The following is a 21,522-nucleotide window of genomic DNA, read 5'->3' as shown; positions in this document are numbered from 1 at the left end:
TTACGTCCGCGCCGGCGTCAGTCCGCGGGGATTTCGGCCGTGCCGACCATGACGGCGCGGCCCAGGGTATGCGTATACAGGGCGAATCCCAGTGCGGCGGGACTGGCGTCAGGGGCCACGTCCAGTTCCTCCGTGTCCACCGCGTGGACCACCACGTAGTAGTGGTGCCGGCCGTGTCCGGCAGGCGGGGCGGCACCCACAAAACCGGCGAACCCGGCGTCGTTGGCCAGCTGCACCGTGCCCCCGGGCATCTGCCCGCTGTTGGCTGCGTCCCCGTCGAGGCCGGTGACGGCCGCGGGGATGTTGAACGCCGCCCAGTGCCAGTAGCCGCTGGCGGTGGGCGCGTCCGGGTCATACATGGTGAGGGCGAAACTGCGCGTCCCTTCCGGGAACCCGGACCAGGCCAGCTGCGGGGAGGCATCCTTGCCTCCGGGAACACCCAGCCTGGCGCTGTACTGGGCGGGCGCGAAGGGACAGCCGCTGGTGAATTCCTCGCTCTCAACGGCGAACTGCGGCACCTGCGGAAGGTCCTTGTACGGGTCTCGGCTTTCCACTGCTTCTCCTCTGGCGGTTCTTGACCGGGCGGCCCGCGGGCCGGAACCGGGGACTTACGGAAGTTCGTTGCGGTAGGGCGGGTTCGCCCCGGCGCGGGAGACGGTCACTGCGGCGGCCCGGGCGGCGAAGGAGAGCAGCTTCTCGACCTCATCGACGCGGATCCGCGCCAGATCGCTGCGCCGTGCACCGCCGTCGAGCTCCCGGTCCATCAGGCCCACCAGCAGCGCGGACATAAAGGAATCACCGGCGCCCACCGTATCCACCACGGTGACCGTGGGCGCGGGGACAGCGCATTCCCCTGCCGCCGCCACGGCCCACGGCCCCTTGGACCCACGGGTCAGGACCACTAGGGATGGCCCGGCGGCAAGCCAGCGGCGGGCGGATTCCTCCGGGGACTCATCGGGGTACAGCCATTGCAGGTCCTCGTCCGAGGCCTTGACCACGTCGGCAAGGGCTACGAACTTTTCGGCCTGTTCCCGGGCATAGGAGACGTCGGTGATGATGGAGGGCCGGCAGTTGGGGTCATAGGTGACGGTGGCGGCGGGCCGGGCGTGCTCCACGGCGCGGAGCACATGGTCGGCACCCGGTGAGAGCATGGCGGCGATGGAGCCGGTGTGCAGCATGGTGGTGCCGTCCAGCAGCACCGGCAGGTCCAGGCCAGGCAGTTCCCATTCGAGGTCGAAGGTGTAGCGGGCGCCGCCGGCCGGATCGAGGACCGCGGTGGCCACGCTGGTGGGCAGGTCGTCGGCGGCGAAGGCGGTAAGCACGGAGTTGGCGCGCAGGTGCTCGGCGATCAGGGCGCCGTAACTGTCGGAGCCGAAACGGCCCACAAACTGCACCGGCCGCCCCAGCCGGGCCACGCCCACAGCGACGTTCAGGGGACTGCCGCCCGGGTGGGAGCGCCGCGGCGCAGTGTCGCTGACCACTTCATCCACCAGGGCTTCACCGATCACTGTAAGCATGCTGTCAAACCTAACAGAGCCGGGTACCCGTTTCTCTAAGGAACCCGGTTTCCTGCTGCTTCGTGAAGCGCCTCGACGACGGCGGCCCAGGCGGCGGTGCCGGGGGTAATCATGGCGAAGTGGTCCCCCGGGATGGTGCGCAGCTGCACACGGGTGCCGGCTGCGGCGGCCGCCTGGGCCCAGGAGGTGGAGAATCCTGCCGGAACCGTGGTGTCTTCCGCTCCGTGGAGCACCCAGGCCGGTACGGGCAGCGGCAGCGCCTGCATAGGGTCCGCGTCCACATAGCGTTGCGGGTCCAGGCCCGGTGGGCAGCCCAGGAAGTTTTCCACGGCGCCGTCGCTGAGGCCCAGCCGGTGCGCCGCGGCCAGGTCCAGCACCCCTGACTGGCTCACGACGCCGGTAACGGTTACCGCGGACGGTTCGGCCTTGGCGGCTTTTGCGGCCAGCACGGCCAGGTGGCCGCCGGCCGAGTGGCCCAGCAGGGTGACCCGGGACAGGTCCGCGCCCTCGGCCTCTGCCGCCGGGGACAGGGCGTTGATGCCGGCCAGGACATCTTCGAGCGTTTGCGGCCAGCCGCCACCGTTCCCGGCCCGCCGGTACTCCATGTTCCAGCAGGCAAAGCCGCGGGCGGCGAGGTCCCGGGCCAGCGGCCGGCCAAGCTCAGCGGTGTATTTGGAGCGCCAGTAGCCACCGTGGATGATCACGACGGTCCCGTTGCGCGGGGCGCCCTCCCGGCCGGACGGGCCTGAGGCCGGGAGGGTTAGTTCGGCATACTGTTCCGGCCCGGGACCGTACGGGACGCGCAGGGCTGCTTCGGTCATGGGGGGTCCTTGCTGCTGTAGGGCTTAATCTGGTGGGAGCCTACCGTCTGGTTTGACCTTCACGGTGTCACCATCAAGGTGCCACCGGCCGGCGGGCGGCAGGGGAAAGGGACATCGGTTGAGCGCCTGGGACACATTGGATGAGCGGCTGCGGCCGGTTGTCCAAGCAAGCACTGATGAGTACGCCCGGGTCCGCCCGGGCCTGGAAGCGGTTACCGCCGAGATGGAAGCGCACCTGCGCAGCGTCTTTGCGGACAGCCCTGTCCAGCCCCTGTTTGTTGCTTCCCGGACCAAGACCGTGGAGTCATTCCGGGCCAAGGCCGCCCGTACGCTGCCGGCGGAGAACCCCGGAGAGCTGCCCACGCTGCTCTTCCCGGACCCGTTGCGCAACCTCACCGACCTGGTGGGGGTCCGCGTGATTATGACCCTCCCGCACGAGGTGGATGAGGCCGCGAACCTCATCAAGCGCCAGCGGGCCGAGTTCGACTGCCGCGGTGACCGTGAGAAGGACATCGGCTCCATCGAGTCCGGCACCTACGGCTATTCCAGCCGGCACCTGATCCTGCGCACCATCCAGAACGAAACGGTGCGTGAATTCCATAAGCTGCTGGACCCGGACCAGCGGCCCAACGGCAGTTACCTGTTCGAGGTGCAGATCCGTACCGTGCTCGCCCACGCCTGGTCCGAGATTGAACACGACATCCGTTTCAAGGCCGGGGATCCGCGGGCCTGGAGCCCCTATTTCGACCGCCAGTTCACCTCCACGGCGGCCATGCTCGAGACCGTGGAAACGGCGTTCGCCGAACTGCACGAGCGCTATGAAACGGTGACCGGGTTCTGGGACGAGGAAGGGGAAGGCAGCGCTCCCCTGACTCCGAACCGGATCCGGCACGTCTGGATGACCCTGCTGCCGCACGTGAACCGGAAATCCGGCGATGACTGGGGCTGGGCGGCGGAGCTGCTGGCTGCCCACGGCATGAAGACCACCATGGACCTGGCTGGACTGCTGCAGGCAGACGCCATCACCAAGGTCCGCGCGGCCCTGGACCACCGCTACTCGCCGGGTCCGGACCGGCTGCTGGATGACCTGCTGCTTTGGCGGTTCGGCAAGAAGCACATTGACCTCACCGCCGAACCCGAAGACGCACCGGTCAAGCCGCGGCGTGAATCACTGGGCCGGCGGTACCGGCAGATGCAGATGTACCGGGCCCGGGAAGCCGAACAGTCCTAGCCCCTTAGTCGACACCCTTAGGCGGGATCCTCGAGCCGGCACTGTCAGGCCGAGGCCCGCCGGACCAGGCTGACCGGCGGCAGCATGTCCGCCGGTTCCGCCGGTTCCCCGCTCCGGGCACCGGTGTCCGGAGCGGACGGCTCACCCAGCGCCATCCTTGCAAAACGCTCCCCCAGCAGCCGGGCATCCACCCGGACAGTGGTCAGCGGCGGCACGGCGAGCCCGGCCAGGGGAATATCTTCCGCACCCATCACCGCCAGGTCCGCCGGTGCGGACAGTCCGCGGGCGGCAAGGCCTGCCAACAGCGCAAACGCATGGTCGTCGTCGAACGCGCACACTGCCTCCGCCGGCTCCGGCCCCTCCAGCAGGTGCCCGACGGCGGCCCGCGCCTGTTCCGCGTCCAGTTCAAGGTATTCGACGGCGGGCGCCGGCAGCCCGAGCCGCGCACAGGCATCTTCGATGGCCGCCACGCGCACCCGGACCCGGTAGGCGTACGCCGGACCTGCGGGCACGGCCACCCCGATCCGCCGGTATCCGGCCGCGGCCAGGTGCGCCACCTGCAGGGCGCCGATGCCCAGGTCCGGTCCCAGCGGATCATCCAGCGCCGGATATAGCGAGGCCACACGCAGCCCGGCAGCTTCCACGCCCGCCAGCTCAGCCTCCTCGAGGGGGGTGATGAGGATCAGCGCAGCGGGGGCCAGCGAATGCACCAGTGACGCGGCGCCGCCCTGCCGCGGCAGCCGGTGTGCAACCAGGCGCAGCCCGTGCTGCTCCACGTATTCGGAGGCGGCATCGATGATGATGGCCAGCGCCCGGCCGAGCGGCTCCGGCGGGAGCAGCATCAGCACCAGGTCGCTGCGGCCGCTGCGCAGTGTGCGGGCAGCGGTGGAGGGAATGTAGCCAAGCTCGCGGGCGGCGGCCAGCACGCGGTCCCTGGTGCTAGCCGAAATGCTCTGCCCGGTCCGCCCGTTCAACACGTAGCTAACCGTAGCCCGGGAAACCCCCGCCGCCTTAGCGACGTCGTGGGAGGTGGCCCTGCGTTCCACCGGCTGTCCTTTCGCTGTGGACTGCGCCTTAATTGCGCCTTGATCTGCCGGAGAACTCCGGTAGTCTGACCTTACAGGCAACTTACACGTGTAACCCGCGAGATGGTCACACGCGTAAACGCCCGAATATCCCGCGGCCGCGTTGCACGGCCGCCCCCGATCGAAAGGACCGGCTCGTGGCAAACCAGCCCATCACCGCCCAGAACACCGTCCAGCAGTGGCTCGACCACCCGGCAGGCGGCCCCGCCATCCGCGGCATGCTCGCACAGGCCGGCAGCGACGAGTCCAGCCTGGGCCCGGCCCTGACCCTGAAGCTGCAGCAGCTGGTGGATCTGAGCCAGGGCCAGTTCCCGCAGGCCGCAGTGGATGAACTCGTCAAGGCAGCCAACGGCGGCGTAATGCCGGAGACCGAAGCAACCGTACTGCCCGCCGTTCCCGGCCGCTTCGAAGGCCGCACCATCATCGTCACCGGTGCCGGCTCCGGCATCGGCCGGGCCACTGCCGCCCGGATCTCCCGCGAGGGAGGGCGCGTCATTGCGGTCGACATTGCCGAGGGCCGGATCAACGAGCTCGCCGACGAGCTCGGTGAGTCCATCGTCCCGGTGGCAGCTGACCTGACCGACCTGTCCGCCGTCGAGCGCATCATTGCCACCGCCGGCACCAGTATTGACGGCTTGGCCAACGTGGCCGGCATCAATGACGACTTCTCCCCGCTGCACGAGGTGTCCGATGCCATGTGGCAGAAGATCTTCGCCGTGAACGTGGACGGCCTGGTCCGCCTGACCCGCGCCGTGCTGCCCACCATGCTGGAAGCCGGCAAGGGATCGATCGTGAATATCACCTCCGAAGCGGGCCTGCGCGGCTCCGCTTCCGGCGTCGCCTACACCGCGTCCAAGCACGCCGTTGTTGGCATCACCCGCAGCACCGCGTTTATGTATGCCCGTGAAGGCATACGCGTCAATGCCGTGGCCCCGGGCGGCGTAGCCACCGGCATTCCGATGGGCGGCAAGGTCAGCGAGTACGGCGAAGCCCGCCTCTCCCCGGCCCGCGTGAACATCCCCGGCCTGGCCTCGGCCGAGGACCTGGCAGCATCCATCACGTTCCTGCTCAGCGATGACGGCGTGAACATCAACGGCGCCATCCTGCCCTCCGACGGCGGCTGGTCCGCGGTCTAACCTCCGAACGGCAGTACGACGGCGGCCGGTTCCCTTCGAAAAGGAAACCGGCCGCCGTCGTACTGTTATTTCGTGCTGCTATGCGGACCCGCTACGAACCGGAGACCGCGGCGGCGAGCTTGTTCAGCGATTCCTCCAGGTCATCCTTGGACACCATCGGGAAGGACACCTTTTTCAGGGTTTCCTTGTCCGTGACGTGGGACCAGTCGTAGGTCAGGGTGACTTCGGTGGAGTCGGCACCCTCGGCCTGCAGCTCCCATACCCACTGCCAGCCCTTGGGCTCGGTGCCGGCCGGGGCGGTCTGCCAGGCCAGGATCTTGTTGTGGTCGTATCCGGTGACGTGGTTTTCCGTCTGGTAGTCGCCCATTTTTTCGTTGTGCATGTTCATGGTGAACACCTGGCCGGACGCGGTGATGCGGTCGGTCTTCTCATCCGAGACCACCATGCCGGAACCGTCCAGCTCGTGGTGGCGCTCGGGGTTGGACAACAAGTTGAAAATGTCCGCTGCCGAGGCATCGATGACCCGGGAAACTACAATGCTCGTCTGATCAGTGGTCAATGAACTCTCCTTCTGTGGATGGATCGTACTTTTCCACGGCGTGACGCCCGGTGGGGCGCCGCCGAAGCCTTGCTGCCGCCCTACCCCGGGGTGTCCTGCTCGGCTTCCTGCAGGTTCCAGCCGCTGATGTACGGCGGGTCCTGGCCTTCATCCCGGGTGTACTGGCGGGCACGTGCCCGTTCATCCTGCAGGTACTGCCGAAACGGTGCCTGTGTGGATCCCAGCGACGGTACCCGGTCCAGCACGTCTATGGCCAATTGGAACCGGTCAATCTGGTTCAGCATGGCCATGTCGAAGGGCGTGGTGGTGGTGCCCTCTTCCTTGTAGCCGCGCACATGCAGGTTCGCATGGTTGGTGCGCCGGTAGGTCAGCCGGTGAATCAGCCAGGGGTAGCCGTGATAGGCGAAAATGACCGGCTTGTCCGTGGTGAACAGGGTGTCGAAATCGCGGTCTGACAGCCCGTGCGGGTGCTCGCCCGGATCCTGCAGCCGCATCAGGTCCACCACATTGACCACCCGGATTTTCAGCTCCGGCAGTTGCTCCTGCAGCAGCGCCGCGGCGGCCACGGTCTCGAGGGTGGGCACGTCGCCGGCGCACGCCATCACGACGTCGGGGTCGGACTTCGCGCCGGGACTGGTGTCCTCGCTGCCGGCGAAGTCCCAGACGCCGATGCCGCGCTCCACATGCAGGCGTGCGGTCTGCGGGTCCAGCCAGACCGGGGCGGGTTGCTTGCCGGAAACCACCACATTGACCCGGTCGCGGGTGCCCAGGATGTGCTCGGCAACGGCCAGCAGGGTGTTGGCGTCCGGCGGCAGGTAGACCCGGATAACGTCCGCCTTTTTATTCACCACGTGGTCAATGAAGCCGGGGTCCTGGTGCGAGAACCCGTTGTGGTCCTGCTGCCAGACGTGACTGGAGAGCAGGTAGTTCAGGGATGCGACGGGCTGGCGCCAGGACAGCGCGCTGCTGACCTTCAACCACTTGGCGTGCTGGTTGAACATCGAATCCACAATGTGGACAAAGGCTTCATAGCAGTTAAACACCCCGTGCCGGCCGGTCAGCAGGTAGCCCTCCAGCCAGCCCTCGCAGAGGTGTTCGGAGAGCACCTCTGCCACCCGGCCGCTGCGCGCCAGATGCTCGTCCAGCTGATCGATCCGCTGCTGCCAGGCCTTGTCCGTGACGTCGTAGACGGCCTGCAGCCGGTTGGACGCAGTTTCATCCGGGCCGAAGATCCGGAAGTTGGACGGGTTCTTCCGGATGACCTCGCGCAGGTAACCGCCCAGATTGAACATCGGACTGACCCGTTCTGAGCCCGGATGATCAATCTTCACGGCGTGCTGCGCGTACTCGGGCAGGTGCAGGTCCTGCAGCAGCCGGCCGCCGTTGGCGTAGGGAGTGGAACTCATCCGCAGGTCACCGGCAGGTGCCAGGGCGGCGATCTCCGCCGCCAACCGCCCCTCGGCGTCGAACAGTTCCTCCGGCCGGTAGGAGCGCATCCAGTCCTGCAACTGGGCCAGGTGCTCCGGCTTCTCATGGATTTCGGACAACGGCACCTGGTGCGCCCGCCAAGTGCCTTCCACGGGCAGACCGTCCACTTCCTGCGGGCCGGTCCAACCCTTGGGCGAGCGGAACACGATCATGGGCCAGCGCGGGGCGTGCACTTCCCCGGTGTCCGCACCGGGCACATCCGGCGGCACCGCGGTGCGCTCCCCGCTGCGGTACTGCGCCTGGATGGCCGTGATTTCGGCCAGGCAGGTTTCCAGCACGGCCGCGAAGTCCTCGTGTGCCTGCTGCACCGCGGCCGGGTCCTCCACGGTGACCACGTACGGGCGGTAGCCGTAGCCCTCGAGCAGTTTCAGCAGCTGCTCCTCGGGCATCCGGGACAGGATGGTGGGGTTGGCAATTTTGTAGCCGTTCAGGTGCAGGATGGGCAGCACCGCTCCGTCCACGGCCGGGTCCAGGAAGCTGTTGGAATGCCAGCTGGCCGCCAGCGGCCCGGTTTCCGCTTCGCCGTCGCCAATGACGGTGGCGGCAATCAGGTCCGGGTTGTCGAACACCGCCCCGTAGGCGTGCGCCAGCGAATACCCCAACTCGCCGCCCTCGTGGATGGAGCCCGGGGTTTCCGGCGCCGCATGGCTGGGTATTCCCCCAGGGTAGGAGAACTGCTTAAAGAGGGTCTGCAGCCCCTCTTCGTCTTTCCCCACATGGCTGTAGATCTCGGAGTAGGTGCCTTCCAGCCACGCGTTGGCCACATTGGCCGGGCCGCCGTGGCCGGGTCCGGTGATGAACAGGACCTTGCGCTGCTGTTCGCGGATCAGACGGTTCAGGTGCGCGTAGATGAAGTTCAGGCCGGGTGTGGTGCCCCAGTGGCCCAGCAGCCGTGCCTTCACGTCTCCGCTTTCCAGGTCCCGGCGCAGCAGCGGGTTGTCGCGCAGGTAGATCTGCCCGACCGAGAGGTAGTTCGCCGCCCGCCACCAGGCGTCGACGCCGGCGAGGTCGCCGTCGTGGTGCGGTTCGGTGCCGGGGATGCGTTCGCTGCTGGGAACATGCTCCGGTCCGGAAGGATGGTCGGTTCCGGGAATGCTGCTGTCGGTCATGGTGCGGGTCCTTTCACTGGTGGGGAGGGCCGCGGCTACACGGTCTCCACCACGACGTCGGACGGTTTCTTATCCGGGCGCAGGCCGCGCCAGACGGGGTGGCGCAGCTTGCCGCTGCCGGTGCGCTCGGAGAAGGTCACTTGGCCCACCAGGGCCGGGCGCACCCACTGGGCATCCGAGGCATCCGCGCTGGGAACATCATCCAGGGGTGGGGTTTTGCGGGACATTTTCTTCAGCCGCGGGCCAATCAGTGCCAGGTCTTTTTCGCTCAGGCCCGAGCCGACCCGGCCGATGTATTTCAGGTCCACGCCGTCCGGAATGGCCACCAAAAGGGAGCCGACCTTGTTCTGCCGGTTGCCCTGCCCCGGGCGCCAGCCCACCACCACCACTTCCTGGCTGAGCTGGTTTTTCAGCTTCACCCAGTGCTTCGAGCGCCGGCCCGGGGAATACGTACTGCTCCGCCGCTTGGCCATGACCCCTTCCAGGCCCAGTTCCTTGCTGGCGGCCACGGCCTCGCCCATGCCCATCTCCAGGGCCGGGGGTACCTGCAGATGTCCGTCCGGGGTGGCTTCCACGGCGGACTCGAGGATTTCCCGGCGCTGCTCGTAGCTGAGGTCCGCCAGGGACCGGCCGTCCAGCCAGAGCAGGTCGAAAACCATCAGGTGCACCGGCGTACGCTCGGCAGCCGCCCCAATTTCGCGGGGTTTGGTGAGGTGCATGCGCGGCTGCAGCAGCCCGAAGTCCGGGCGTCCGGCTTTGTTGAGTGCCACGATTTCAGCGTCCAGCACTGCCCGCTCCCCGAAAAGGTGCGCGCTGAGATCCTGCAGTTCCGGATACGCGGCGGTCATGTCGTTGCCGTTGCGGCTGATCAGCCGGGTGCCTTCGGGAGTAACGGTGACGACGGCGCGGACACCGTCCCACTTCATCTCGAACGCCCAGTCCTCGTCGTCGTTGATTTCGGCGCGGGTACCCAGGGTGGCAAGCATCGGCTCGATAAGCGGGACCGAGGCATCCTCCGCGCCGCTGCCGTCCCCGGCCGGGACCGTCACTGCCGTTTCCGTGCCGGCAGCAGCAGCAGCGGCGACGGCGGCCTGGGGCGTAGCGGGCTGGTCCGTCTCCCCCGGCTCTGCTTGGCCCTTCTCGCCGGGCTTGGGCTGGTCCTTCATCAGGTGGATCAGCCAATTGTTGTCGCCTTTGCCGCCGCCGGACCCGGTGTGGATCAGGGCGTAGCGCCGGTCCGCGGCACCTTCCCGGGCCAGGCCGCCGTCGGGCTGGCCGTGCAGCACCGCGATGACTTCCTTGCCGTCGCGCCATTTTTCCCGCTGGTAGGTGCCGTGATCCCAGATGGTCACATCGCCTCCGCCATATTCCCCTTTGGGAATATGTCCTTCAAAGCTCCCGTAATCCAGCGGATGGTCCTCGGTCTGCACCGCCAGGTTGTTCTTGCCGGACGTGGCAGGCGGCCCCTTGGGCAGTGCCCAGGAGACCAGCACGCCGTCGTGCTCCAACCGGAAGTCCCAGTGCAGCCGGCGGGCGTGGTGTTCCTGGATCACAAAGCTGTTGCCCTCCGACGGCTTGGAGGGTTCCTCGGGAACCGGCTCGGGCGTCTTCGCGGCGTCACGCATGCTGCGGTACTTGGTCAACCGGTCCGCGCCGGCCGCGGATCCGCGGCCGTCGGTTCCCGTCCCGGCTTCTTCGGTGGCCTCTTCCAGCGCCTCCTCGTCGAACGCGCCGCTTTCCATTCCCGCCAGCGGGTCCGGGCCGCTGCGGACCCGTTCCATCACCTGCTCGTAATCCAGCTGCGCCAAGTCCGGATCGTCGAGTTCCGACCAGGTCCGCGGGGCGGCGACCGTCGGATGGAACCGTCCGCGCAGTGAGTAGGGGCAGATGGTGGTTTTGTTGCCGTTGTTTTGGCTCCAGTCCACCAGCACCTTGCCCTTGCGGAGCGTCTTTTTCATGTCGCTGACCACCAGGTCCGGGTGGTCCGCTTCCAGTGCACGGGCCAGCTCATGCGCCACGGCGTTGATCTCGTCGGAGTCCTGGCTGCCGTCCAGGGCCGCATACAGGTGGATGCCCTTGGACCCGCTGGTCACCGGGCGGGCATCCAGGCCCATGTCATTGAGGATGGACCGCGCCAGCCGTGCCACTTCGGCACATTCGGCCAGCCCTGCACCGTCGCCAGGGTCGAGGTCCAGGACCATCCGGTCCGCGGCACCGATCTTTCCGCGCGGCCCGAACCGCCACTGCGGTACGTGGATTTCCAGGGCCGCGGACTGCGCCAGCCAAGTCAGTGTGGCCAGATCATTAACCACCGGATAGGTGTTCGTGTGGTCCTTGTGCTCAATCGGAAACCGCTTTACCCAGGATGGTGCGGAGTCTTCGATGTTCTTCTGGAAAAACACCTGCCCGGGATGCTCCGGCGTACCCACACCGTGTACCCAGCGTTTGCGGGTGGCGGCGCGGTTGCTCGAATGCGGCAGCATGTATTCGGCTACAGCGGCGTAGTAGGAGAGCACATCTGCCTTGGTGGTTCCCGTTGCGGGATACAGCACCTTATCCAGATTGGTCAGGCGGAGCCGGTGCCCCTCCACACTGACGGTTTCCTGCTTGTTCCCTCCGCCTGTCGCCATGCCCCCTAGTCTTACCGGGATACGGAACAAACGCCAGTATTTCATCAGGGGGCTTACCAATCTGCCACCGGTTCGGGATGGTTTCGCGCAGAGCGTGCCGCAACCCTGACTATCCGTGGCGGCCCCTGTGTATGTTGGAAAAATGACTGAACGCCAGCATGTCCTGGTTACCGGCGCCACCGGCTACATCGGCGGCCGCCTGGTGCCGCTGCTGCTTGAAGACGGACACCGGGTCCGGGTGCTGGCCCGCTCCCCGGAAAAGCTCTCCGATGTGCCGTGGGCGTCCGACGTCGAGGTGGTCAAGGGGGACCTCTCGGACCGCGATTCCACCGCCGCCGCGTTCGAGGGCATCGACACCCTGTATTTCCTGGTGCATTCGATGGCCTCCGGGAAGGGGTTCAGCGACCAGGAGTCGGCGATTGCCCATCTGGTGGCCGAGACGGCAGCGGAAGCGGGCGTGAAGCGGATTGTGTACCTCGGCGGCCTGCATCCCGAGGGGGAACTGTCTCCCCACATGAAATCCCGCACCGAGGTGGGGCGGATCCTCCTGGAAGGCGAGGTGCCGGCGGTGGTCTACCAGGCCGGCGTCGTCATCGGCTCAGGCTCCGCGTCCTTCGAGATGATCCGGCACCTGACCGAAACCCTGCCCGTGATGCCGGCGCCCAGCTGGGTGCGGCGCCGGATTGAACCGATTGCCGTCCGGGACGTGCTGCATTACCTGGTGCGGGCCGTGGATATTCCCGCCGAAGTGAACCGGACCTTCGATATCGGCTCGCGCGAGGTCCTCACCTACGCGGAGATCATGAACGGCTACGCCGAAGAGGCCGGGCTGCCCCGCCGGCGCATTTACGCCCTGCCGCTGCCGGCACCGCGGCTGGCGGGTATGTGGGTGGCGCTGGTGACCCCTATTCCACGTGCCATGTCCCTGCCGCTGGTGGAGTCCCTGCAGCACGACGCCGTGGCCAAGGAACACGACATCGACCAGTACGTGCCACAGCCCGACGGCGGGCTGACGAGCTACCGCGACGCCGTGAAACGAGCGCTGGGCAGGGAAAAGCGGGGCGAGGTGGAAACCACGTGGGCCAATGCCTCAGCCTCTGCCGACCTGGCCTCCGACCCCCTCCCCAGCGACCCGGACTGGGCGGGCCAAACGGTGTACGTCGACTCCCGGGAGCGCCGGGCCGCGGTGGACCCGGCAGCGGTGTGGCAGGTCATCGAAGGTGTGGGCGGGCGCAACGGCTGGTATTCGCTGCCCATGGCCTGGGCCATCCGCGGGGTGCTGGACAAAACCGTGGGCGGAGCCGGTTTGACCCGGGGCCGGCGCAATCCGACCACTTTGTACACCGGGGACGTGGTGGACTGGTGGCGGGTGGAACTGCTGGAGCGCGGCACGTTGCTGCGGCTGCGGGCCGAGATGCGGGTACCGGGCAAGGCCTGGCTGGAGATGCGGGTGGACCCGGACGGCGACGGCGGCAGTGTCTACCGGCAGCGCGCCATTTACTTCCCCAAGGGGCTGGCAGGGAAAATGTACTGGTGGCTGATCGCCCCGTTCCACGGACTGATCTTTCCCTCCATGGCCAGGAACATCACCCGGCAGGCCGCCCGGTTGGCCCAGCCGGCGGGACAGCCGGCGGGACAGCCGGAACCGGCTTAGGCCGCAGTTCTGTAACGCCGGTCCCGGCGGGGCACGGCATCGAATATCATCGGTAGAACAACGGGCACCGGCCAGCCGGGCCATACTTGTTGGCGCCGCCGGTGACACTTTTGAGCTGACGGCTTTTGACTATGAGGGGACCGCCGCAGTGCAGGAACGCGCCGTGCAGGATAAGAAGAGCCGCAAGTGGGTAATTGCAGCCGCCGTTGCCGGTGTACTGGTAGTAGGTGGCGGCATCGGCGCTGCCTACGCAAACGGTGTCTTCGACCCGTCTGCCGATGAAAGCTCCCCCGCAGCGGAAAGCCCGGCTTCACCGTCCGCCAGTGCAGCACCGGTATCCATCACAGCCACTCCCGCTGACGGTGCGGTTGCGGTCAATCCTGCAACCGCGGCAACCGTCACGGCCACCAACGCCGAAATTGAGTCGGTCAGCCTGAAGCCGGCCGCGGGCGGCCCGGCCATCCCCGGTGTCCTGTCCGGAGACAACACCGTCTGGACGGCGGACGCCCAGCTGGCGTTCGACACCACCTACGCAATGGATGTGGTGCTGACCGACCAGGCCGGCAAGGAAACCACCCGGTCGCAGAGTTTCGAAACGGTCAAGCCCGCTAATGAGGCCAACGCCTTTATGTACCCGCAGAACGCGGCCGACGTCGGCGTGGGACAGCCAATTGAAATCAACTTCAGCGAACCCGTAACCAACAAGGCCGCCGTGGAGCAGGCCATCAAGGTCAGCAGCACCTCCGGACAGGCCGGCGCCTTCTACTGGATCACCGACAACAAGGTCCGCTACCGTCCCGAGGCCTTCTGGGCCCCCAACAGCTCCATCACGGTGGACATGCAGCTGTTCGGCGTGGACTTTGGCAACGGCATGATCGGCAACTTCAACGAAACCCGCACTTTCACCACGCACAACACCCGCCTGGCCGTGGTGGACAACTTCACCAAGACAATGCAGGTATTCATTGACGGCCAGCTGGTCCGTACTTTCCCCGTGACGCTCGGCGAACCCACCTGGCCCTCCCCCAGCGGATACCAGGTAGTGGTCAGCCAACACGAGAAGCTGCCGTTCCGGGCCGAAAGCATCGGGCTGAAGCCGGGCGACCCGGATTACTACGAACCGTTCGATGCGTCTTGGGCCAGCCGCCTGACCAACAGCGGCGTCTTTGTCCACCAGGCGTTGAACGGCGCAGTAGGGGCCCTTGGCCGGATCAACGTTTCCCACGGCTGCGTGGGCATGTCCGCCGAAGGCGCCAAGTACTTCTATGACACCTTCGACGCCGGGGACGTGGTGCAGGTGCTGAACACCGAGGCCGGCCCCGTCTCGATTGATGACGGCTACGGCGACTGGAACATCCCCTGGGACCAGTACGCCGGACAGCCCTAGCTCTGAACCCGCAGGCCCAGCTGGGCCGCGAGGAGCGGAGCGAGCTGCAGCAGCTGCTCCTCATCCACGGTGAAGCCCTTCAGGCCGGCCAGCCCGGTGATGCTCCGCAGGGCGGATCCGCGCAGGTCCGCGTCCACAGCCGAGCCGCCGTTGCCCAGCAGCAGGTTGTCGATGCGGCAATCCCGGAAGGCCACGCGGTTCAGCCGGGCTCCGTCCAGGTCCAGCTCACCGATGATGCAGTTGGTGACCAGCACATTGGTCATGGTGCAGCCGCGCAGGTTCAGGTAGTCGATTTTGCCGCCGTCCACCCGAACGGAGTTCCAGCTGCCGCCGTACAGTTCAGCCGAACCCAGCCGGGGGTTGGTCAGTTCCACGTCCCGGAAAGTCGTCCGCGGCGCCCGGAACACCGGAGCATACAGGTTTTCCAGCAAGGTTTCCAGGAAACGGGCCGCCGTCAGGTCCGCGTCATCCAGGGACACCGAGACCAGGCTGCATTCGGAAAAGACCGCCCCGCGCAGTTCCAGTCCCGCGAACGATTCGCCCGTCCAGGCGGTCGCTTCCTGCTGGCTGCCCGCGGGCACGCCGGTACCGTCGGCCAGATCCTGCAGCCGGAGGGGATCCACCAGCGGCGCTTTGGTTCCCGTACCGCTTCGCTGACGCACCACCGCTAGGCCTTGCGCCGGCCGAAGAGGAAATACGCCGCCGGGCCGGCGAAGTTGATCCCGCAGGCCAGGGTCCACAGGCTGCGGCTGCCGCGAATCAGGTCCGCGGGGCGTCGCCGGATGTCCCAGAGTGCCGCCGCTGCCAGCAGGATCTGGACGCCCGTCAGGACGCTCAACCCCTTTTTCTGCCCGCTGGTCAGGTCCTTCAGCTTCTTTTTGGCCATGGCCGTGCCTTCCGTGGTTCGGTCCCGCGCAGGCACTTGCCGGCAGGGTGCTGAACCAATTATCCAGCCTTCCCGCCCGGGGTGGGGTTTACCCCAGGGCCGAGTGCGTGCCCAGGCGGTGGTAGGTGCGGTTGTGATAGACCAGCGGTTCCTGCCCGGGCGCTCCGGGGAGGATCTCGAGGACGGAAGCGGCAATGAGGATGGATCCGCCCACCGGGATCCGCCCGTCGATGCGGCAGCGCAGGGCCACGGGGGCCTCTTCCAGCAGCGGCTCCCCGCTGGGAAGGGTACGGGTACGGGTGGCGCCGAAACGGTCCGCCCCCGGCCGGGCGAACAGGGACGCCAGTTCCGCGTTTTCGGCGCCCAGGAGGTGCACGACGACGGTGCCGGACGAGGCAATGACCCCGGCGGTGCCCTGGGTGGAGGCAAGGGAGAAGGAAAGGATGGGCGGTTCGGCCGATACCGAGGAGACCGAGGAGGCGGTCAGCCCCACCGGGCCGCTGCCGCCGTCGGCCGTAATGATTGCCACGCCCGCAGGGTGCGCCCGGAAGGCGTCCTTGAATGCTTCCGTTACATTCCGCTCGCACAGAGCCGTATTCCGCGTCATTAGTGTCCTTCCGCAGACCAGCCCAGCGAGGGCATACTTCAACGGTAAAACCTCAACCAATGTTGAGGTCAAATCGTCAGACGTCGAAGGCCCTGGCGCCGGTGCCGCTGTCGGCTGAGGCGTCCTTGGGGTTAACGAACCGGCACTCCGCAAGGGAGAGGCAGCCGCAGCCTATGCAGCCGCCCAAGCGGTCGCGCAATGCCTGCAGGTGCCGGATGCGGAAGTCCAGTTCCTGCCGCCACGCGGCGGATAGCCGCTGCCAGTCTGCCTGGTCCGGCACTCCCTCCGGCGGCAGTTCCGCGAACGCACGGTTGATCACGGACAGCGGGATACCCGCCTGCTGGGCAGCCCTGATGACCGCTACGCGGCGCAGCACCGAACGGTCAAAGCGCCGCTGGTTGCCCTGGGTCCGCCTACTGGAGAGCAGGCCTTGGCGCTCATAGAAGTGCAGGGCCGAGACGCTCACGCCGCTGCGTTCAGCTACCTGCCCCACCGACAGTTCGCGGCGTTCCATTCCAGCCTCGGGTGCTCCGTTTTCGGGTGCGGGACTTTCCGCCGGCCCGTGGTTTGCGGTCCCGCTACTTGCCGCTCCGTTGTTGGTCACAGCCTCGCCTTCCTGACTGGATCCATTATCCGCCCCCGTGCGCGGCGGAACGGTTACTGGCGCAGGGGTGCCCTGCGTGTGAAAGTATCCCCAACGCGTGAAAGCATCCGTTCCTCCGCTGTCCGCCCGTTCCCCCGCGGGCCGGTGGGGACGGCTGAAGCCCGGCGCAGCAGAGGAGACCGCCATGGACCCCGTCACCGTAGGACCGGCCGAAAAACCCGGAACCCTCGTTTACCTGCCCGGGACCGGACGGACCAATCCGCAGCTGGCGGACCGGATCCGGGAGCAGCTCGCTGCCGTTCCGGGTTTGTCGGACTACTCCGTGCTGACCGTTGACTGGGCAGCCGATGCCGCAGAGGACGTCAGTTCCGTTCCGGCCCTGCCACCGCGGTACGCCGCGGAAGACCCGCCAGCACAGGCCGATACCTCCTTGGCGCTGGCGCTGTTCGGCATGCAGGTGGGCGCCGGGGATCCCCTGCGCCGGGCAACGGTTGCCGGGGCGCCGCCGGCTGCACCGGAAGCTGCCCTGCTGGGACATACACTCCAGGACCTGGTACTGGATGTGCTCACCGATGCTGCGGTGCGGCACCGGATTCGACTGACCGATGCGGCCGGTGAATTCTTCAGCAAAATAGCCTTCTACCTGCGCCGGGGCGAAACGGCGCGTGCCGTCACCGCGGAAGCCCTCGGCAGCGTCAGCCAGGACGCGCCCGTGGTGCTGTTCGCCCACAGCCTGGGCTCGGTGGCCGCCGTCGACCTGCTCTGTGCCCCCGAATCCGGCCGCTTCCGGATGGACCTGCTGGTCACTGTGGGGTCGCCGGCACCGTGGTTCTTCCTCCTGGATGCCCTGGCCTATCTGGGGCCCCGGCGCGGCGGCGACGGCCCGGGAATCCCCTGGCTGAATATCTGGGATGAACGCGACCTGCTCGCCTTTTGCGCCGAACAGGTCTTCGCCGGGCGTGGGATGACGGTCACGGACCGCGAGGTAGGCTCCGGGCAGCCGTTTCCCGAGTCCCACAATGCCTATTTTTCGGACCCCCGGGTGTACCGGCTGATCCGGGAGCATCTTGAGCAGGGACAGCCCGGGCAACCCCGCTCTGGCAACGGCACCGGAGTTTAGTGTTCACTGGACTACATGAGAGCGATCTGGAAAGGCGCCATTGCGTTTGGGCTGGTCAACGTGCCGGTTAAGGTTTATGCCGCCACCGAAGACCACGATGTAAGCCTGCACCAGGTACACGGCAAAGACGGCGGACGCATCCGCTACCAGCGCCGGTGCGAAATATGCGGCGAGGTGGTGGAGTACAAGGACATCGCCAAGGCCTACGACGACGGCGAGCAGACGGTGGTCCTCAGCGACGAGGACCTGGCATCCCTTCCCGTGGAGAAAAGCCGCGAGATCGACGTCGTCGAATTCGTGCCCAGCGAGCAGGTGGATCCCATCCTGTTCGACCGGACGTACTACTTGGAACCGGATTCGAAATCGACCAAGTCCTACGTGCTGCTGCGCCGCACCCTGGAAGACACGGACCGCACGGCCATTGTGCAGTTCTCCCTTCGCCAGAAAAGCAGGCTGGGCGCCCTGCGCGTCCGCGGCGACGTGCTGACCCTGCAGACGCTGCTCTGGGAGGACGAGGTCCGCGAAGCCGCTTTCCCCTCGCTGGACGAGAAGGTGCGGATTTCCGCTAAGGAACTCGAGATGTCCTCGGCCCTGGTGGATTCCTTCAGCTCAGACTTCGACCCGTCCGAGTTCACTGACGACTACCAGGAACAGCTCAAGACCCTTATAGATGCCAAGCTCGAACAAGGCGACTCTCTCGACACCGGGGAAACCTTCGGGGAAGAATCCGAAGACGAAGGCGGAAAGGTGCTGGACCTGATGGAAGCCCTGCGCCGCAGCGTGGAGAAAAACCGGGACAAAAAGACCGGCAAGGGCACCAAATCCGACAGTACAAAATCAGCCAGCACCAAGTCCGACGGCGCCGGAAAGGCTCCGGCCAAGGCAAAGTCCCCAACCACCAAGAGCTCTGCTAAAACCAGGAAAGGCGCCTGAATACGATGGCATCGCCCAATTTCTTCACGGACAAGTTCGGCCGGCAGACAGTTTTCGAGGTACCCAACGCTCCGCTGATCGGCTGGGGGGTGTTTGGGCTGGCGTCACTGATGGCGCTGACGCCCCGCAATGCTGATCTGTTCAAGACCCTCAGTAAAGGCAGCCTGGTCCTCTGGGCGCTGGGCGAGGCCCTCCGCGGCCAAAGCGGATTCCGGCGCAGCGTCGGAGCGGCCACCCTGTTCCGGCAGCTGATGCCGGCTTCGAGCGACCATGCGAAAAAGAAGCCGGCTCGCGCGAAGGCCTGAAAGCCTTTACTGCCGGTAGCCCTCAACCTCGCCCACCGGGCGGGCCTGGGCCTCATCCGGGTTCTGCCCGGCGTCCATCTTGGCGCGCCGCTGGCGGAGGAGGTCCCAGCACTGGTCAAGCTGTTCCTCCACCCGGCGCAGTTGCTCGGCGTGCTTCTCCGGTTCTGCGGCGGGGTCCGCTTCGCGCAGGGACTGTTCCTGCTCTACCAGTTCCGCGATCCTGTGCTGAATCTCCAGTGCATCCATGCCCCTACGCTAACCGGCCCGGGCCGTCGAATTCCAGCCCGGACCGATGCCCGCAAGGGAATAGCGGAGATGCCTAGGATTCGTTGCTGTTGAAGAAGTCCTTGAGGTCAGCGTTGCTCTGAACCGGCTGGCGGTACTCGTCGGAAAGCATCCTCAGGATCGCTTCCTCGTATTCCTCGTTGGTGGAGGCGAGTGCTTCCCGGGCAAAACGGACCCGGAAGTTATTCGCGAAGGCGTCAGCGGCGGTCTGCGCCACACAATTGTGGGTTGCGACGCCGGCCAGCACCAGCGTCTGGACATCCCAGTTCCGCAGGCGCAGCAGGACGTCGGTGCCCACGAAGGCGCTGTCGCGGGTCTTCACCAGCCGCGGCAGGTCGGCGTGATCCAGGCCGGGGACAAAGTCTGCCTGCTCGCTCCCGCTGAAAATGAAGCCCTGGTCATCATCGAGCATGCTCAATGTCCAAGTGGACTTGTCCCGCTCGTGCTCCGTGCAGACCATCAGGACGGGGACCCCGGCAGCTTTCGCCAAGCCAATGAGCTCATTGGTTTTTTCCACAACCCGTTCCTGGTGCTTCTGCAGGGCAGGGCTCTCGAAGTAGGCATTCTGCATGTCAATGACCATTAGTGCGGCGGACAAACCAGGTTCCTTTCGCAACGGGCCGCCCGGTGCGGGCGGTGTCTGCATCCAGTCTGCCAGCACCCCGCCGCCGGGCACCAAATGGCCGCTGCGGTCCCGCCGGGGCCGTCCTGCCGTTGTCCCTTGGCTGTCCGGATCAGTTCGGGATCGAGCCCTCGCCTGGGTTGCCACTGCTGCGGTACGTCCGGTTGTCGGTCCGCCGGCCAAGGAAGATGCCCAGCAGGATCATCAGCACCGCCAGGATTACGTGCAGCCAGTTGTCCGCGGTGTTAAGGGGGACAAAGTTCGCTGACGTGTCGAACGGAACCAGGAGCCCATAGATAAAGAGCAGGGCGTAGAGGATACCCGCACCGACCAGGTAAAGCTTCGCCGAGGAATTGGACCGGGCCATGGCCAGGCCCGCAAAGCCCAGCAGCATGTGGACTACGTTGTGGAGTACCGACACCTGGAAGATGCCCAGAAGCGTTGCCTCGGAGGTGTAACCGGCAAAGTAGAGCTGGCTGTAATTGGCGGTCAAACCCGGAATGAAGCCCAGGACACCAATCAGCAGGAAAACAATTCCGAAGGCAATTGCTGCTTTCTGCGCGCTGGTCCGGCGGGCCGAAAGACCGCCGCCGGAGCTGTAACTGGGGTATGCCATGATGACTCCTCTGCACCGCGGCACCGGGGACCGGACCGGGAGGATTAGGTAATCAGGACTTTAAACTGTTGCACAATTGGGGCAAGGTGGGAAGCATACTGACTTTCCACGACCACGAGGGGGTACCAATGAGCTTTGAGCCGAAAACGGCCATCGTGACCGGGTCTGATTCCGGGATAGGACGCGCCACGGCTGTCGCCCTGGCCAAAGCCGGAATGGATGTGGGAGTGACCTGGCATTCCGATCAGCAAGGAGCCCGGGACACGGCGGAAGAGATCCGATCGCACGGCCGCAACGCCGTCGTCGCGCGTCTGGACACCACGGACCTGCCCGGCTGCGCCGATGTCGTGGATGCACTGGCGGAGCAGCTGGGCGGGTTGGACGTTTTTGTCAGCAACGCCGGCACCGGTGACGGGCAGAAGTTCCTTGACCTGGCCTATGACGCGTGGCGCACCACCGTGGACACAAACCTCAGCGGGGCCTTTGTGTGCCTGCAGCGGGCAGCGCAGCGGATGGTCGCGGCCGGCAACGGCGGCCGGCTGATAGCTGTCACCAGCGTCCATGAGGTGCAGCCCCGCGTGGGCGCCGCCGCCTACACCGCCTCCAAGCACGGTCTGGGCGGCCTGATGAAAACCATCGCGCTGGAACTGGGCAGCTACGGGATTACCGCGAATTCAGTGGAGCCGGGTGAAATCGCCACTCCCATGACGGATCAGGAAGACACCGATCCGCGGAGCGAGGACCGCCCCGGCATTCCCCTCGGCCGTCCCGGTGATGCCCGCGAAATCGCCGACGTTGTCGCTTTCCTGGCTTCGCCGGCGTCGTCCTACGTCACCGGCGCTTCGTGGGCCGTCGACGGCGGCATGCTCCAAATGGGCCCGCAGGGCGGCTCCCACATCACCTCATCAGAATGGCGGGAAGGCTGAC

General features: G+C 66.5%; 22 protein-coding genes. 8 read left to right on the top strand and 14 right to left on the bottom strand.

Annotated elements, in window-relative coordinates; genetic code table 11:
* Positions 1 to 17: 17 nt before the first annotated feature.
* The 3 genes from LJ754_RS06195 to LJ754_RS06185 are packed head-to-tail and all read right to left on the bottom strand — an operon-like array spanning position 18 to position 2,338.
* Positions 18 to 554, bottom strand: a complete 537-nt coding sequence (locus LJ754_RS06195; RefSeq protein WP_227912569.1) for a YbhB/YbcL family Raf kinase inhibitor-like protein — start codon at positions 552 to 554, stop codon at positions 18 to 20.
* Between the two features lie 54 nt (positions 555 to 608).
* Positions 609 to 1,517, bottom strand: a complete 909-nt coding sequence (locus LJ754_RS06190) for a carbohydrate kinase family protein (RefSeq protein ID WP_227912570.1) — start codon at positions 1,515 to 1,517, stop codon at positions 609 to 611.
* 35 nt (positions 1,518 to 1,552) lie between these two features.
* A complete protein-coding gene (locus LJ754_RS06185) occupies positions 1,553 to 2,338 on the bottom strand; it encodes an alpha/beta hydrolase (protein ID WP_227925952.1) in 786 nt (261 codons plus the stop codon).
* A gap of 118 nt (positions 2,339 to 2,456) precedes the next feature.
* On the opposite strand from LJ754_RS06185, the gene LJ754_RS06180 reads away from it, so the two are divergent.
* A complete protein-coding gene (locus LJ754_RS06180) occupies positions 2,457 to 3,569 on the top strand; it encodes a GTP pyrophosphokinase (protein ID WP_227925951.1) in 1,113 nt (370 codons plus the stop codon).
* A gap of 44 nt (positions 3,570 to 3,613) precedes the next feature.
* On the opposite strand, the gene LJ754_RS06175 is transcribed toward LJ754_RS06180, so the two are convergent.
* A complete protein-coding gene (locus LJ754_RS06175; RefSeq protein WP_227925950.1) occupies positions 3,614 to 4,615 on the bottom strand; it encodes a LacI family DNA-binding transcriptional regulator in 1,002 nt (333 codons plus the stop codon).
* Between the two features lie 176 nt (positions 4,616 to 4,791).
* On the opposite strand from LJ754_RS06175, the gene LJ754_RS06170 reads away from it, so the two are divergent.
* On the top strand, positions 4,792 to 5,790 hold the full coding sequence (locus tag LJ754_RS06170) for an SDR family NAD(P)-dependent oxidoreductase (RefSeq protein ID WP_227925949.1): 999 nt from the start codon (positions 4,792 to 4,794) through the stop codon (positions 5,788 to 5,790).
* Between the two features lie 91 nt (positions 5,791 to 5,881).
* On the opposite strand, the gene LJ754_RS06165 is transcribed toward LJ754_RS06170, so the two are convergent.
* The 3 genes from LJ754_RS06165 to LJ754_RS06155 form a co-directional block, all read right to left on the bottom strand.
* A complete protein-coding gene (locus LJ754_RS06165) occupies positions 5,882 to 6,349 on the bottom strand; it encodes an SRPBCC family protein (protein WP_227912392.1) in 468 nt (155 codons plus the stop codon).
* A gap of 80 nt (positions 6,350 to 6,429) precedes the next feature.
* Positions 6,430 to 8,946, bottom strand: a complete 2,517-nt coding sequence (locus LJ754_RS06160; protein WP_227925948.1) for a phosphoketolase family protein — start codon at positions 8,944 to 8,946, stop codon at positions 6,430 to 6,432.
* Positions 8,947 to 8,981: 35 nt separating this feature from the next.
* Positions 8,982 to 11,576: an ATP-dependent DNA ligase gene (locus LJ754_RS06155; protein WP_227925947.1), complete on the bottom strand. Its 2,595-nt coding sequence runs from the start codon at positions 11,574 to 11,576 to the stop codon at positions 8,982 to 8,984.
* A gap of 142 nt (positions 11,577 to 11,718) precedes the next feature.
* On the opposite strand from LJ754_RS06155, the gene LJ754_RS06150 reads away from it, so the two are divergent.
* Both LJ754_RS06150 and LJ754_RS06145 read left to right on the top strand, forming a co-directional pair.
* Positions 11,719 to 13,230, top strand: a complete 1,512-nt coding sequence (locus LJ754_RS06150) for an SDR family oxidoreductase (RefSeq protein ID WP_227925946.1) — start codon at positions 11,719 to 11,721, stop codon at positions 13,228 to 13,230.
* A gap of 163 nt (positions 13,231 to 13,393) precedes the next feature.
* On the top strand, positions 13,394 to 14,617 hold the full coding sequence (locus tag LJ754_RS06145) for a L,D-transpeptidase (protein ID WP_227912388.1): 1,224 nt from the start codon (positions 13,394 to 13,396) through the stop codon (positions 14,615 to 14,617).
* On the opposite strand, the gene LJ754_RS06140 is transcribed toward LJ754_RS06145, so the two are convergent.
* From LJ754_RS06140 to soxR, 4 genes are all read right to left on the bottom strand, one after another.
* Positions 14,614 to 15,279 carry a pentapeptide repeat-containing protein gene (locus LJ754_RS06140; RefSeq protein ID WP_227925945.1) on the bottom strand — a complete coding sequence of 222 codons (666 nt, stop codon included), beginning with the start codon at positions 15,277 to 15,279 and terminating at the stop codon, positions 14,614 to 14,616. The two genes, LJ754_RS06145 and LJ754_RS06140, sit on opposite strands and share 4 nt — an antisense overlap.
* 5 nt (positions 15,280 to 15,284) lie before the next feature.
* Positions 15,285 to 15,503 carry a PLD nuclease N-terminal domain-containing protein gene (locus tag LJ754_RS06135; protein WP_227925944.1) on the bottom strand — a complete coding sequence of 73 codons (219 nt, stop codon included), beginning with the start codon at positions 15,501 to 15,503 and terminating at the stop codon, positions 15,285 to 15,287.
* A gap of 88 nt (positions 15,504 to 15,591) precedes the next feature.
* Positions 15,592 to 16,110, bottom strand: coding sequence for a flavin reductase family protein (locus LJ754_RS06130; RefSeq protein ID WP_227912385.1), 519 nt, complete (start codon positions 16,108 to 16,110; stop codon positions 15,592 to 15,594).
* Positions 16,111 to 16,186: 76 nt separating this feature from the next.
* Complete coding sequence (gene soxR / locus LJ754_RS06125) at positions 16,187 to 16,624, bottom strand: redox-sensitive transcriptional activator SoxR (RefSeq protein ID WP_227912384.1); 438 nt, start codon at positions 16,622 to 16,624, stop codon at positions 16,187 to 16,189.
* A 187-nt stretch (positions 16,625 to 16,811) separates the two neighbouring features.
* On the opposite strand from soxR, the gene LJ754_RS06120 reads away from it, so the two are divergent.
* The 3 genes from LJ754_RS06120 to LJ754_RS06110 are packed head-to-tail and all read left to right on the top strand — an operon-like array spanning position 16,812 to position 19,072.
* The gene (locus LJ754_RS06120; RefSeq protein WP_227925943.1) at positions 16,812 to 17,834 is read left to right on the top strand and encodes a hypothetical protein; all 1,023 of its coding nucleotides are present in this window, start codon (positions 16,812 to 16,814) and stop codon (positions 17,832 to 17,834) included.
* Positions 17,835 to 17,849: 15 nt separating this feature from the next.
* A complete protein-coding gene (ku, locus tag LJ754_RS06115; protein ID WP_227912382.1) occupies positions 17,850 to 18,767 on the top strand; it encodes a non-homologous end joining protein Ku in 918 nt (305 codons plus the stop codon).
* 5 nt (positions 18,768 to 18,772) lie between these two features.
* A complete protein-coding gene (locus LJ754_RS06110; protein WP_227912381.1) occupies positions 18,773 to 19,072 on the top strand; it encodes a hypothetical protein in 300 nt (99 codons plus the stop codon).
* A gap of 6 nt (positions 19,073 to 19,078) precedes the next feature.
* Here LJ754_RS06110 and LJ754_RS06105 read toward each other — a convergent pair whose 3' ends face one another.
* The 3 genes from LJ754_RS06105 to LJ754_RS06095 form a co-directional block, all read right to left on the bottom strand.
* The gene (locus tag LJ754_RS06105; protein WP_227925942.1) at positions 19,079 to 19,318 is read right to left on the bottom strand and encodes a DUF2630 family protein; all 240 of its coding nucleotides are present in this window, start codon (positions 19,316 to 19,318) and stop codon (positions 19,079 to 19,081) included.
* 73 nt (positions 19,319 to 19,391) lie between these two features.
* Positions 19,392 to 19,955, bottom strand: a complete 564-nt coding sequence (locus tag LJ754_RS06100; RefSeq protein WP_227912379.1) for a cysteine hydrolase family protein — start codon at positions 19,953 to 19,955, stop codon at positions 19,392 to 19,394.
* A 136-nt stretch (positions 19,956 to 20,091) separates the two neighbouring features.
* On the bottom strand, positions 20,092 to 20,595 hold the full coding sequence (locus LJ754_RS06095; RefSeq protein WP_227925941.1) for a DUF4383 domain-containing protein: 504 nt from the start codon (positions 20,593 to 20,595) through the stop codon (positions 20,092 to 20,094).
* A 128-nt stretch (positions 20,596 to 20,723) separates the two neighbouring features.
* Between LJ754_RS06095 and LJ754_RS06090 the strand changes: the two genes are divergently transcribed.
* The gene (locus tag LJ754_RS06090) at positions 20,724 to 21,521 is read left to right on the top strand and encodes an SDR family oxidoreductase (RefSeq protein ID WP_227925940.1); all 798 of its coding nucleotides are present in this window, start codon (positions 20,724 to 20,726) and stop codon (positions 21,519 to 21,521) included.
* Position 21,522: the final 1 nt, after the last annotated feature.

Source organism: Arthrobacter sp. zg-Y40 (assembly GCF_020731535.1).
In the GTDB taxonomy this organism is placed as follows: Bacteria; Actinomycetota; Actinomycetes; order Actinomycetales; family Micrococcaceae; genus Arthrobacter_B.
The sequence above is the reverse complement of the archived record's forward strand: the minus strand, read 5'-3'. Positions and strand labels throughout refer to the sequence as shown.

Bases quoted from the DNA above. Each gene is read 5' to 3' on its own strand.
- LJ754_RS06190 (WP_227912570.1), bottom strand. From the start codon at position 1,517: ATGCTTACAGTGATCGGTGAAGCCCTGGTGGATGAAGTGGTCAGCGAC.
- LJ754_RS06185 (WP_227925952.1), bottom strand. From the start codon at position 2,338: ATGACCGAAGCAGCCCTGCGCGTCCCGTACGGTCCCGGGCCGGAACAG.
- LJ754_RS06160 (WP_227925948.1), bottom strand. From the start codon at position 8,946: ATGACCGACAGCAGCATTCCCGGAACCGACCATCCTTCCGGACCGGAG.
- LJ754_RS06155 (WP_227925947.1), bottom strand. From the start codon at position 11,576: ATGGCGACAGGCGGAGGGAACAAGCAGGAAACCGTCAGTGTGGAGGGG.
- LJ754_RS06150 (WP_227925946.1), top strand. From the start codon at position 11,719: ATGACTGAACGCCAGCATGTCCTGGTTACCGGCGCCACCGGCTACATC.
- LJ754_RS06135 (WP_227925944.1), bottom strand. From the start codon at position 15,503: ATGGCCAAAAAGAAGCTGAAGGACCTGACCAGCGGGCAGAAAAAGGGG.
- LJ754_RS06130 (WP_227912385.1), bottom strand. From the start codon at position 16,110: ATGACGCGGAATACGGCTCTGTGCGAGCGGAATGTAACGGAAGCATTC.
- soxR (WP_227912384.1), bottom strand. From the start codon at position 16,624: ATGGAACGCCGCGAACTGTCGGTGGGGCAGGTAGCTGAACGCAGCGGC.
- ku (WP_227912382.1), top strand. From the start codon at position 17,850: ATGAGAGCGATCTGGAAAGGCGCCATTGCGTTTGGGCTGGTCAACGTG.
- LJ754_RS06110 (WP_227912381.1), top strand. From the start codon at position 18,773: ATGGCATCGCCCAATTTCTTCACGGACAAGTTCGGCCGGCAGACAGTT.
- LJ754_RS06105 (WP_227925942.1), bottom strand. From the start codon at position 19,318: ATGGATGCACTGGAGATTCAGCACAGGATCGCGGAACTGGTAGAGCAG.
- LJ754_RS06095 (WP_227925941.1), bottom strand. From the start codon at position 20,595: ATGGCATACCCCAGTTACAGCTCCGGCGGCGGTCTTTCGGCCCGCCGG.
- LJ754_RS06090 (WP_227925940.1), top strand. From the start codon at position 20,724: ATGAGCTTTGAGCCGAAAACGGCCATCGTGACCGGGTCTGATTCCGGG.